At 64.0% G+C, this 12,458-nt stretch carries 5 protein-coding genes; all 5 read right to left on the reverse strand.

The window, feature by feature from the left end; all coding sequences use genetic code 11:
- Positions 1-95: 95 nt before the first annotated feature.
- The 5 genes from I2I01_RS05635 to I2I01_RS05655 all read right to left on the reverse strand — a co-directional run bounded on the left by I2I01_RS05635 (position 96) and on the right by I2I01_RS05655 (position 12,377).
- Positions 96-1,751 (reverse strand): glycoside hydrolase family 28 protein, encoded by a 1,656-nt coding sequence (locus tag I2I01_RS05635; protein WP_196285424.1) that lies wholly within the window; start codon positions 1,749-1,751, stop codon positions 96-98.
- A gap of 126 nt (positions 1,752-1,877) precedes the next feature.
- On the reverse strand, positions 1,878-4,079 hold the full coding sequence (locus tag I2I01_RS05640; RefSeq protein ID WP_211537830.1) for a hypothetical protein: 2,202 nt from the start codon (positions 4,077-4,079) through the stop codon (positions 1,878-1,880).
- A gap of 76 nt (positions 4,080-4,155) precedes the next feature.
- Entirely contained in the window at positions 4,156-7,572 is a 3,417-nt protein-coding gene (locus tag I2I01_RS23395) for a DUF4450 domain-containing protein (protein WP_196285425.1), read from the reverse strand.
- Positions 7,573-7,608: 36 nt separating this feature from the next.
- Entirely contained in the window at positions 7,609-10,620 is a 3,012-nt protein-coding gene (locus tag I2I01_RS05650) for a glycoside hydrolase family 2 protein (RefSeq protein WP_196285426.1), read from the reverse strand.
- 170 nt (positions 10,621-10,790) lie between these two features.
- Complete coding sequence (locus I2I01_RS05655) at positions 10,791-12,377, reverse strand: RagB/SusD family nutrient uptake outer membrane protein (protein ID WP_196285427.1); 1,587 nt, start codon at positions 12,375-12,377, stop codon at positions 10,791-10,793.
- Positions 12,378-12,458 lie beyond the last annotated feature (81 nt).

Raw genomic sequence — 12,458 nt, forward strand, 5'->3', positions numbered from 1 at the left:
TTGCCTGACGACCACCAATTGCCTTCAAAGGGATGTGCCGACGCAAGCACTGGCCGACAGCAAATGCACCAGCCATTCTTGCCGCGCCCGGCGGGTTACTTTTTGGTTACCGTCACCACCTTTCTGTTTACACCCACGCCCAGTTCCAACGCCTGCTTAGCCTTTGAAGCATCGGTGTTGAGCAGCCGGATGTTTTGGGCCTTTTCGGGGCCCGACACGCGCAGCAGCACCGCCGCGCCTTGGGCGTAGCGGATTCCGTCGAGGGTGATGTTGCGGCTGTTGTGCACTTCCATCACGGGGTCGGTTTGAGTGGGCAGCAGCGTCACGTTACTCAGGCTGATGCGGTCGGCCTCGATGCAGACTAGGCCTTGTTCGCTCCGCAGCACGGCGTTTTTCAGGCTGATATCCTGAATGGCCATTTCGGGCAGGCCGCGCACCAGCATGCCGGTTTTGGCGCCGTTGCAGGTCACGTCCGTAATGTAGATTTTGCGAAACTGCGGCGTGCCCGCGTCCACCGGTTTGGGCGGCGAGGCCGGGCGCTCCTTCGAGCCGGGCACCTGCGGGCTGGGGTCGCGTATCATGTAGTACATGTCGAAGAGCAGAGCCTCGTTGAGAATGTCCTTCATGGTGATGTGGTCGATGAAGATGTTCTCAACCACCCCGCCCCGGCCGCGCGTGGTTTTGAAGCGCAGGCCAATGTCGGTGCCAATGAAGGTGAGGTTGGAGGCGTAGATATTGCGCGCGCCGCCCGACATCTCCGAGCCAATCACGAAGCCGCCGTGGGCGCGGTACACGGTGCAGTTGCGGATGAGAAAGTTCTCGGTAGCCACGCCGCGGGCCCGCCCCTGCTCGTTGCGCCCGCTCTTGATGCAGATGCCGTCGTCGCCGGCCGAGAACGAGCAGCCCTCCACCAGGCCATTGCGGCACGATTCCAGGTCCAGCGCGTCGGTGTTGGGGCTGTAGGGCGGGTTGATAACGGTCACGTTGCGCACCACCACGTCGTCGCTCAACAGCGGGTGCACCGTCCAGGCCGGCGAGTTCTGGAAGGTGACACCCTCAATCAGCAGGCGCTTGCAGCCATCGAGCACCAGAAAATCGGGCCGCAGGTAGTCCTTTATGTCTTCAAAATCGGCAACTTCCTTTTTCTCCTCGGTGAGCACGCCGGCTTCCTTCACGGTGGTGCCTTTCAGGGCCTGGGCGGTGGGGTACCACCGGTCCTGCTTCTCGTTGAGGGCGCCGCCAGAGGCCACCAGCTTTTTCCACTCGCTTTCCAGGGTGCGGGCCTTTTGCACCATCCACCAGGCCTCGCCCGCCCCGTCGAGGATGCCGCGGCCGGTGATGGCCACGTTTTCCAGGTTTTTGCCATAGATGAGCGGCTGGTTGCGCACGGCAGCTAAGCCTTCCCAGTTGGTTTTGATGAGCTTGTAATCGGACATTCGCTCGCTGAACTGCACGAGCGCGCCGGTAGCCACGTGCAGGTTCACGTTGCTTTGCAGCTCGATGGGGCCGGTGCGCCACTGGCCGGGCGGCACCAGAACCACGCCCCCGCCCTTGCTGGCGCAGGCCGCAATGGCTTGCTGAAAAGCGGCGGTGTTAGGGGTTTGGCCGTCGCCCACGGCGCCGTATTTGGCAATAGAAAACGTGTCGGTTCGAAAGGCCGTGGTTTTGACGGGCGGCAGCGCGGCGGGCGTCTGGGCCGCGGCGGCGTGGGTTGAAAGAGCCGTGAGGGCCAGAATAAGCTTGTTTTTCATATTGAAATCAAAGAACGTCATGCAGAGCGCAGCGAAGCATGACGCGTGTAGTAAGTATTTAATTACCCCACGCGAGATGCTTCGCTGCGCTCTGCATGACGTGCTGTTTATTCGCTGCGTTAACCTCTACGGCATCTTCTGCAAGCCTTCCCACTTCACCTTCCACCCTTTCGGGATGCCGGGGTTGGATTCCTTGGCGCCGTCGTAGCCGGCGCACATGAGGGCCACGGCCGCCAGCAAGCCGCCATTGCCGGGCAGGTAGAGGGGCAGGCGGCCTTCCTGGTAGTTGTGGCCGTTGGGCAGGTAGGTGTTCTTCTGCACCTTCATCAGCAGGGCGTCCACGGCCTTGTCGGGCAAGCCGAGGCGGGTGGCCGTCATCGAAGTCATGGGGAAATCCCAGCCCCAGGTGTCGTTCCAGCTCCAGTCTTTCCAGATGAGGTCGAAGGTGCGGCGCATGGTGGCGGCGTCCTGCTGGCCGGTGGCGGGCATCACGCCCAGCGCGGCCAGCACCGAGGGATGGTCGGTTTTGAATTCGGGGTTGGTGTAAGAATCGAGGGCGCTTTCGGCGGCCAGGTACACGCCGTTGGCTTCGGGTAGCTTCGAGAGTTTAGCCAGCACTTCGTCCCACTTGGCATTGCGCGGCTGGCCCTGGCGCTCGCGCCATTTCTGAGCCACATTCAACGCCCAGTGCCAGTACACCAGCTCAAACGTGGGGTTGAAGGTTTCTTCGGCCTTGAACCGCTCCTGCGCCGGAATCACGCCTTTGCCCAGAATAAACCGGCCTTTGTCCTGCTCAAAAAACGGGTACGACGCCATGAACTCGGCCGTCTGGGCCACCCGCTCCTGGTAGAGCTTCAGCGTGGCGGCGTTGGGGTGGGCGCGGTAGGCTTCCTCGGCGAAGTAGATGGTGTGGGGCTGCTGCCAGATGAGAAACGCACCCACCGACGACGGCCCTTCTTCGCCCCAGGGGTCGGTCATTTTCTGCCAGCGCCAGCCGGCGTAGCCCTGGCGCTGAGCAATGCCGCGGGCCACGGCCTGCACGTCGGGCCGGGCGTACCAGGTGAGGCTCTTCTCCAGGATTTCGGGCCGGCCCCACAAGGCGAAATGGGCCGCGTGCCACCAGTGCATTTCGAGGTGCGGGCGGCCGTACCAGCTGTTGAGCAGCAGCCCGGTTTCCTGCGGCGGCTGCGAGCCGGCGTTGTGAATTTTGGTCAGGTACTGCGAGAGCACCACACGCCGCTCCAGCTCCTTGGCGCGCGGGTCGGGCGTGCCGCCAAAATCGACGGCGCCGCCGCTGCGCCAGAAGGCCGGCCACTGCTGGCGGCTGTTGGCGAGCGTGGTGGTAAAGGTGGGCGCAGCTGCTTTGGCCCTAAGTGGTGCAAACTCGCAGCCCAGCTCCAGCACGGCGCTTTTGCGGTCGGGCGCGAGGATGAATTCGTGGGGCCGACCAGCAGCCAGCACGCCCGCACCAGTCCAGTTCAGAGCCACGAAATACTTCGTCGTATCGAGCTGATGCGTGAGTAATGCGTGGCCGGATTTCTGCTCCGCAATGGCCGATTTGTGCGCGTCATCGTGGCTGTAGTCCACGGCCATATCGGCCCAGCCCGCCGTGGGAAAGGGGAAGCGCAGGGCCACTTTCAAACGCCCAGCCTTCAGCAGCTCCGAGGTGACTTTAGCAGCCACCGCGTCCTGCGTCTGGTGGCCCACGGTTAGCACGTCCACCGCGGTGCCTTCCACCGTAAAGTGGCTCTTGATTTCGCCGGTCCAAGGGTTCAGCACCTGTTGAATGTTCTTGAGGTCGCGCACCCCGGCGGGTTGGCCGTTCTTTTTCAGAATCAGGAAGCCCAGGTTGCCCAGCTGCAGGCGGTGCGGGTTGGCGCGGAAGTAGTCGACTGCTTCCTTGTTGCCGGGCGTTTTCACCTGCACGGCATAGCTCACTTTGCGGCCGTTCAGGGTGTATTCGCGCAGGCTTTGCTCAAACCTATAGCCTTCTTTATTCGGAAAGCGGTGCCAGCCCCACTCCGACTCGGTGCCGAGCGGCAGGCCCTTTTCGTAGTGCTGCGGGAAGGTCTGCAGGCCGGTAACGTCGACGGTAAAGGCAAATTTGCCGTTGCCGACAGACAGCGAGTTCAGCGAATCGGTGTTGGTGACGACGACCTTGTGCCGCTCTACCACAGCCTGACGGTTGATGGGCTGAGCCTGCGACGTGAAGGCGAAGAGCAGCAAAGCTGCCACGCGAGCCACCTCGCCCCCGGCCCCGAAGAATGCTTGGCCGCATTCCCCCAGGAGAGGGGAGCCCGACGAGTAGTTCAAGTTTTTTCTTTTCATGCAATCAACTTTAAAATCATCTGGCAACCCTCTCCTGAGACTTCGCGCTTCAAGCGAACAAGGGCCGAGGGTGAGGTTATGGGCGCCCCAGCGTCACGCTCATTAGCCCAATTACCACATCATTAGCCAGGGCTTTCACGGTGAGGCTTTTGAGCTTTTTCTTCGGGTCGAGGGGTAGCTCCAGCACGGTGGCGGCACCGCCGTCAATAGCGCGGGTGCTGAAGCCTTTGATGCTGGTGTATTGGTTGAAGTCTTGGGTGATAAGGCCGGTTTTGAGGTGCACGCGCCAGGGCTTGGGTGCGCCAGTCTGGAAGGCGAAGCCGTCATCGAGCAGGTCTTGCTCGATGGGCCACCAGTTGTCGGGGTTGCGCAGGGGCAGCGTGGCGGTGGTGTTGTCGGTGTAGGTGACGATGACCTCACCATTCACCAGCTGGCTTTGCATGGGGTTGGTGCTGCCGGCCATGAGCAGCACCGCGCGGCGGGCGCGGCCCCGCAGCGGCACAGTGGCCTGACGTGGGTAGTTGTCCCATTGCGACACAAAGAGAATATTCTTCACATTAGGTCCGGGTATGCGCCGCGGCGTCCCGGGCGTCCGCAACGGTACGCCACTAGGCAGCCGAATTTCATCTTTTTCCTCGGCCAGTTGGCGCAGGCCACTGTCGTCAATGCTGGCCTGCGTGAGCGGATAGCACCAGTTGCCGATGCCCTGCAAAGGCAGCGCCAGCGTGGCCGTATTGGCGCGCGGCGCGAGGTAGATTTGCTGAAAAATCTGCGTCACCCGGTCGTTGAAGGAAGCGCTGAGGTCGAGAGTTTCCCATTTCGTAGCTGCTGCCGCTGAAGCGGCGGGGCTACTTACCGCTACCATTTCCACTTTCAGTGGCTCCCACCAGTTCAGGTCGCCCTGCTTGAGCTGCACAAAGGCAGTGCGCTGGCCCGGTGCCCCGGCTGCCTGCGCCGTCAGCTTATTCCCGTCAATCCGGGCCTGACGCAGCACCTGCTGCGGGTCGAGCAACGCGCCGGGCCGGGCACGAGCTAAGGCAATAGCCAAGTTTGGCCCTGCTGTTGTCGGAGGCGCCGCCTCTAGCGCTTCGCCCCGCCACTCAATCTCGACGCGGAAGCCCGCCGCCGGAGCGCTGCTGATTTCGATAAGCGGCCGCCCTACGGCGCCGGCCACGTTGCGCCAGGCGGCAGGCTGGCCGTTCACTTTCACCGCCGCCACGTGGTCGGCCAGGGCCGGGACTTGCAGCTCAACTGCGAGCTGCTTCGGCAGGCGCTGGGCGAGGGTATAAACCTCGCGCCGGTCCTGGCGGCGGTAGCGGAACGTCAGGTCTGGCACCTGCAAAGAGGCCGAATCCCAGGCCGCGGGCAGGCCGGGGCGCACCCGCAGCGTGTCGTGCAAAGCATCGGGCCGAATGCCGAACAGGCCCTCCACCAGCGAGCGGGCCGCCACGCCAATGGGGTCGGCAAAGTCGCGGTACAGCTCGCCGCGGTAGTTGTCGTAAAAGGAAATCTGCTGAAAATTGCCGGGGCTGCTGCCCAGGTACATGCTTTCGAGCACAGCACTTTTCCAGAGCAGAAAAGCGTCCTGAGCACGGCCGGCCTGCCAGTAAGCCAAGGAGGTGTGCAGGTTTTCGGCCAGCGCCACGTTGTTCAAAGACCAGTCGTAGGGCTGCCAGTTCGTGGTCGACAACAGGTAGTAGCCCGCATCGGGCAGGCCGGCGGCCCGCACCGGAATGTGCGGAATCCCGGCATCAACATACTCCGTGGCCTGGTAGGCTTCCAACAGGTTGGGCACTTCCGAATCGAGGGCGTGGTAAATGGTCCACAGCCCCGCGGCCGGGTGCAGGCTTTTGAGGCCCAGCGCGTCTTGGTATTCGGCGTACCAGCCCAGCTTGGGCAGCCACAGCCGACTTTGCAGCGCCAGCTGAATGCGGGCAGCCTCCTGGCGGTAGGGCGCGGCGTTTTCGCCCAGCAGGCGGGCCAGCTCGGCGGCCTGGCGGTTGGCGTAGTAGTTGTAGGCCGAGCTGTGGGTAACGGCTCCGCCGCTGTACTGCAGCGCATCGGAGGCCCAGATGGCGGCGTAGGCGTCGTAGAGGCCGTCGCCGTCGGGGTCGAAGTTGCGCTTTTCCCAGGCCAGGTGGCGCTGCAGCACCGGCCACAGCTCGCGGGCCAGGGCCAGGTCGCCGGTCCAGTTGAAGTGGCGCAGCAGCTCATCAATGAACACGAGGTTCATGTCGTAGTGGTGGGGCCGGAAGTCGCCGCCGGGGTTGCGGCTGATGTAGCCCTCGCTGAACACGGCGGTGCCCAGCTTCTCCAGCTGCCGGGCAAAGTGCAGGGCGGTGTCGGGCGTAACGGGGCCGCGGGGCGGGCTCGTCAGCTGCGACTTGGCGTAGGCCCGGAAGTGGGTGGCGGCGCGGTCGTGCCAACCCAGCGGGTCGGCCGCGTAGGGGCCGCGCCAGCCGTTGAGGCGCATGCGCCAGGCCACCGCGCCGTGCATGTACGAGGGCGTTTCCCAAATGGCATCGGCCGCCACGGCCAGCGCCCCGCCCAAGGTGTTAAGGTAGGGGTCGGGCGTGCTCACGCTCACGCGTCCGGCCAGCGCGGCGCGGGCCGCCTCGGCCTGGGCAAAGGCAGCAGGCAGGCCCGCGTAGATGGGTAGCACGCCCGTTTCCGGCTTTTGCACCGCGAAGTAGAAATCCCGCCCCGCCACCACTTTCACCGCCCCGGTAGCCACCGGCGCAGCCGACGCCGACGATGCGAAAAGCTGCTGGGGCGTGTCTTGCTGCGCGGCATCGGCCACATGGGTTTCGGACGTGAGCGGCACCACGCCGGCCAGCGTTTGGGGCGGGGCGGGGATGGCACCGGCTTTGGCGGGCAGGCTGAAGCTGAGCGTGAAGCTGTTTTTTTGCAGCGTAAACGCATTGCCCTGGCAGTATTCAGGCTTCAAGTAGAAGCTCGATTCGGGGTCGGCGCCAATGTCGCCGTCGCGGCTGAACTTTCTGCCCGTGGCACCGCCAAAGGCCCACAGCAACCGCACCGAGTTGGCCGGCACGTTTTCAAAACGCACTTTCACCAGAATGCCTTCGGCCTCGGCCCGGGCAAGCACCTCCAGGTGCAATTTGCCAGGACCCAACAGCGGGTCGGTGATGTCATACAGCATCATACCGGGCCGGTAGCGGGCCACAATGTTATCGGCCTTAATCAACCACTTGCTCTGGCCGCCCGCCAGCAGGCCAAACTTCAGGTTGCCACCCATGCCGGGCAGGTAGAGGGCAAATTCCGGCAAGTCGCCGGCCTCCACCCGAAAAGCCGTGTTGGTGCCGTAGAGGGCGCGGGTGAAGCGGTGCGTGCCGTTGGTGATGACGAAATCCTGGCCCTCGGGACGGTAGCGCAGGGTGCGCGGCTGGTTGTGCCAAAGCGGCGCGGGCGTTTGGGAACGGGCGGTGAAAGCGAGGAACAAGAGCCACAGTACCGTCCAAACGCGACGCCTCATGTCGAGGCATTTAGAAATAGATTGCTGCATAAAAATCTACGGCACCGATGCCCCCGTCGGCTTCTCGTACACTTCCACCTCCACCAGGCCTAGCGTGCCGGGTGGGCCGGCCTTGTCGGTGACGGCAGTGGCTTGGGGCGCCTCCAGCTCGGTGATGTTGAAGGCGTCCTTGGCCTGGGTTTGCCCGGTTAGCTCGATGCGAATCTTCTGGCCCGTGCGGGGCGGAAACACGGCGGTAAAGTAGCCCAGGCTGCGCTCGGTTTTGGCATTGAACACCTCCTGCCCTTCCACCAGTATGCGGATGGGGTAGCTGCTGTTGCGCCAGCCCGTCAGCTTCATCGCCACCTGGCTAACGGGGGCAGGCCGGGCCAGCGTGTACTCAATCCACGGCCCGGCCTGCTTGCGGTCCGACACCCATTCCGACAGCTCGTTGTCGTCGAAGCTGAAGGCCGCATTGGCCGCATTCGAGCTGGCCGTGACCGACTGAATGGGCACCGCCACGCGCGACACCGTGAATGCCGGCCCGGCCGGCGTGGGCCCGCGCTGCAGGCGCACCGGCAAGCCGGCGCTCGGCAGCTGCGGGCTCAGGCCATTTTCTACTTGCACCGGCTGCGATTTCAGGCTGACTACGGCCGGTTTCAAGCCCTCCGAGGTGGCGGTTATCTTGATGCTGCCGGCCTGCGTGGTGCTCCGGATGAGCACCCGGTTCACGCCGCCTTCCACGGGCAGGCTTTTGCTTAGGATGTAGTTGCCGGGCCCTTGGGCCAGGCCGCCGCGCCACTCGGCGGGGCCGCTGAGGGTGAAGTTTATCAGGTTCAGGGCGGTGGGGCAGCGGCGGCCCTGGGCATCCACGGCTTCCACTTGCAGCAGGGCCAGGTCGGCGCCGTCGGCGTGCAGGCCGGTGGGGCTGGCCAGGTTGGTGAGGCGCAGGGCCACGGCGGGGCCGGCGGTCTGGTGCTCGGCTTCGCTCACTTTTTTGCCGGTAGCGTCGTAGCTCACGGCACGCAGGGTGCCGGGCTGCCAGGCCACGTTCGGGAAGGTGAACAGGAAGCGGTAGCGCTGCTGCCCGAAGCCCAGCGACTTGCCGTTGAGCAACAGCTCCACCTTTTCGCCATTCGACACCACGTCCACGTTTTTCACGGTGCCGGCCGGGTAGTTCCAGTGGCCGATGAGGTGGGTGCGGGCGCGCTCGGGTTCCACCCAGCCGTCCCACATCACCTGATGGGCGAAGTAGCCGTCCTTGGCAATGCGCAGGGCATCTACCTCGCCGCTGCGGCGGTAGTTTTCCTCGCCGCGGTAGTGGGTGTTGGTGTCGCTGAACACGATGTTGACGCCGCCTGAGCTTACGCGGGTGCCGGTGCCGGGCCGCTCGTGCCAGTAGTCGTACCAGCGCATCACGCCCTCGCGGGCAAACGAGTCCTGGTTGCGGTTGTAGTCCGAAGCATCGGCGCCCTTATAGAGCGGGCCGGCGCCGTCTTTGTGGAAGGGGGGGCTTAGCTCGTCCCAGTATTTGCGTAGGGCCTCGTCGCGCGAGTACTCCATGGCCCACAGCGGCTTGGTGGCGCTTTTGTTGATGTACAGCATCTCGCCGCCGTACTCGGCCTGCGGAATGTCGAGCATTTCGCGCGAGCCAATGGCCCGGCCGCCGTGCGGGTCGTACTGGTTCCGGATGTCCTTCAGCTCCTGCATGTGGGCGGCGCTGATGCTCTCGTTGCCGCCCTCGTAGAACAGGATGCTGGGGTTGTTGCGGTTGTAGATGATGGCGTCGCGCATCAGCTCCAAACGCTGGCCCCAGCGGCGGTCGTCCACGTCTTTTTCGGCGTCGCCGGCGGGCATGGCTTGGGGCAGGCCCACCCGGTCGCAGCTTTCCACGTCCTGCTTCCAGGGCGTCACATGCATCCAGCGTACTAGGTTGGCGTTGCCGGCCACCATCAGGCCGTTGCTGTAGTCCGACAGCCAGGCGGGCACGCCCAGGCCCACGGCGGGCCACTCGTTGCTGGTGCGTTGGGCGTAGCCGTGCACCATCATCGCCCGGTCATTCAGCTTGATGAGGCCGTTGGCAAACTCGGTTTTGCGGAAACCGGTGCGGGTGTTCACTTCGTCAACAACCTTCTTATCAACGATGAGTCGGGTCGAAACCGTGTACAGATAGCCGTAGCCCCAGCTCCAGAAATGCAGCCCCGCTAGCGCTTGCCGAGCATTCACCGTTTTCACCTCGCCCGGCTGCAAAGCCGTTTCGCCGCCGCGGAAAGTACCCACAGTTTTGCCGTCGCCATCGGCCACGCTCACCTCATAGGTGAAGGTGCGGGCCGTCGGGAACTCATTTTTCACCTGCGACTCGGCCACCACCGTGGCCCGGCCGCTGGTCACGTCGAAGTCCTGCCCATACACATACACGCCCGTGGTGCCCAGCGCCGAAAACAGCGGCAGCGTCTGGTGCAGCGGGCTCATCACGTGCAAAAACACGTTTTTGGGAATGCCGCCGTAGTTGGCGTTGAAGTTGCGGTTGCTCCACTGAAACAGCTGGCCGCTGGCGCGCTCCTTGTAGTCCCAGTCGTTGTCGGTACGCACGGCCAGTACGTTGTCGGCCGGCGCGGGCTTTAAGTACGGGGTCAGGTCGAAGCCCACGGCCATCACGCCGTTTTCGTGCAGGCCCAGGCGCTGGCCGTTCAACCAGAACTCGCCGGCCAGCCGCACGCCCTCAAACTCCACAAATACCTTTTGGCCCGCCGCGCTGGCGGGCACCCGGAAATGCTTGCGGTACCAGGCTACGCCCGTGCTTAGGTCCTTGATGTCTTTGCGGAAAGCCTCGTCCTCGTTCCAGGCGTAGGGCAGCGTCACGCTTTTCCATTGCGCGTCGTCAAAGGCCGTGGCTTCGGCCCCGGGCTTCTCCCCTACCTGCACCTTCCAGCCGGGGTTGAAATTGAACTTGGTGCGGCCGGCCGGAGGCGGGGCCGCCAGGGCAGCATGGCTCAGCCCCCACAGCAGCAGCCAGACCCAACTGCGGCACCAGAAGTTGACCAGAGGACGGAAGCGAAGCGTGGGCATGGGTGGAAATGGGGACGTTCGGCAAATGAAGCCGTGGCTTGCAGGCGCACCGTCCTGTACTGTGCGGTATCAACACTAGCCCGGGGTGCTAGCACGCAACTGCGCCCGGCTCTGGCCTCGTGCGCAACGAGAGCCAAAACCGGGCGCAGGGCCTTTGTGGTACAAACGGGTTAGTAGCCGTCGTTCTGGGTGTAGGTGCCGGGGGCCGAGCCGAGCTCTACCTGCGGCACAGGCAGCAACAGCAGGTCCTTGGTGATGGGCCGCACGATTTTGTAATCACGCGGAGCGCCGCTGGGCAGCGTCGTGGGGTCTTCGCGGTTGGCCCAGGCGTTCATCGTGGTCAGGGCCAGGCCCGAGCGCATGAGGTCGTTCCAGCGCAGGTTTTCGCCGGCAAACTCGCGGCGGCGTTCCTCCATCAGGCCGGGCAGGTCGATGGTGGTGAAGGCAGGCTGGCCGGCGCGGGTGCGAATGGGCGTGAGGCGGGCGGCCGCCGTGGCGGGCGAGCCGCCAATGCCGCGCACTTCGCATTCGGCCTTCATCATCAGGATGTCGGTGTAGCGTAGCACAATGTAGTTGGTGGCCCAGTCGGTGCGGCTGGTGCCTTTGCCAGCTACGTTCACGTACTTCTTGTAGAAGGGGCGCGTGTCGGTGGTGCCGGCGTTCGTGTAGCCCTGCTGAATGGTGGCGGCGCGGCGCGTGTCGGTGGCGGCGTACGACACGTTGTTCAGGTCGTTGGATACAGGCTTGATTTCCACCGAGCCGGCCGAGAACGGCAGGGCCAGGTTGCCGTTGGTGGCGAGGCCCTGGTAATAGGCATCGGGCACCACCACGTTCATAAACGACGAGCCCAGCGTGCCCAGGCCGTTGGAGATGTACTGAATGTCGAACAGTACCTCAGAGTTGTTTTCGTTGGTAGGCGAGAAGATGTTGGCGTAGTTGGTTTGCAGCGAATATGCGGCCGACTGCGGCGTGCCCGTGCGGTTGATGATTTCATCGAGCAGCACATTGGCCTTGTCGTACTCGTTGCTGTTCAGGCCCGGGCCTTTGATGCCGTAGTCGGGGCCCGACTTGGTGAGGTACATCAGGGCCAGCATGCCCTTGGCTGCGCCGTTCGTGACGCGCCCCACGCCCGAGGTAGCGCCCACGCCGGTGCCGGTGTAGGAGGCGGGCAGGTTGGCGATGGCCGTGCGCAGGTCCGATTCAATCAGCGCGTACACCTCCGACACTTCATTGCGGCCTTTCTTGGCCACTTCCTGCGGAATGAGCGGCTTGTCAATCACGGGCACCCGGCCAAACTTGCGCACCAAATCGAGGTACATGAAGGCCCGGATGAACTTGGCCTCGCCCTCGTAGCGGGCCCGCAGCGAGCCGGCCGCGGCGCCGTTCTTGTCCAGCTGGTCGAGCATGGTATTGGCCCGGAAGATGGTGGAGTAGTCCGACGCCCAGGCGTCGGCCACGTAGGGGTTCACCACCAGCAGCGCGGCCGAGAAGTTGTTAACCGGGTCCCAGTCGCGCGAGCCGATGGAGCTCACGGCAAACATGTTATCGGACCGCAGCTCCGAGAGGATGACCTCCCGGTCGGGGAAGCCGCGCAGCGAGCTGTACACCGACGTCATGGCCTGGTCGAAGTCGGCGGCGGTTTTGTAGAAGTCCGGCACCGAGCCGTTCGAAATCGGGGTTTGGTCCAGGTCCTTTTCGCAGCCGCCCAGTGACACCAGCGCGCAAGCCAGGGATAAGCTGAGGAATATCTTTTTCATGGGAATTTTCGGGGGAAGAGAGTCAATTGAGACAACTCTGAACGTCATACTGAGCGCAGCCGAAGCATCTCGCTCGCTTCG

Origin of the sequence: Hymenobacter properus (genome assembly GCF_015694735.1) — a bacterium.
Classification (GTDB): Bacteria; Bacteroidota; Bacteroidia; order Cytophagales; family Hymenobacteraceae; genus Hymenobacter; species Hymenobacter properus.

Bases quoted from the DNA above. Each gene is read 5' to 3' on its own strand.
- I2I01_RS23395 (WP_196285425.1), bottom strand. From the start codon at position 7,572: ATGAGGCGTCGCGTTTGGACGGTACTGTGGCTCTTGTTCCTCGCTTTC.
- I2I01_RS05650 (WP_196285426.1), bottom strand. From the start codon at position 10,620: ATGCCCACGCTTCGCTTCCGTCCTCTGGTCAACTTCTGGTGCCGCAGT.
- I2I01_RS05640 (WP_211537830.1), bottom strand. From the start codon at position 4,079: ATGAAAAGAAAAAACTTGAACTACTCGTCGGGCTCCCCTCTCCTGGGG.
- I2I01_RS05635 (WP_196285424.1), bottom strand. From the start codon at position 1,751: ATGAAAAACAAGCTTATTCTGGCCCTCACGGCTCTTTCAACCCACGCC.
- I2I01_RS05655 (WP_196285427.1), bottom strand. From the start codon at position 12,377: ATGAAAAAGATATTCCTCAGCTTATCCCTGGCTTGCGCGCTGGTGTCA.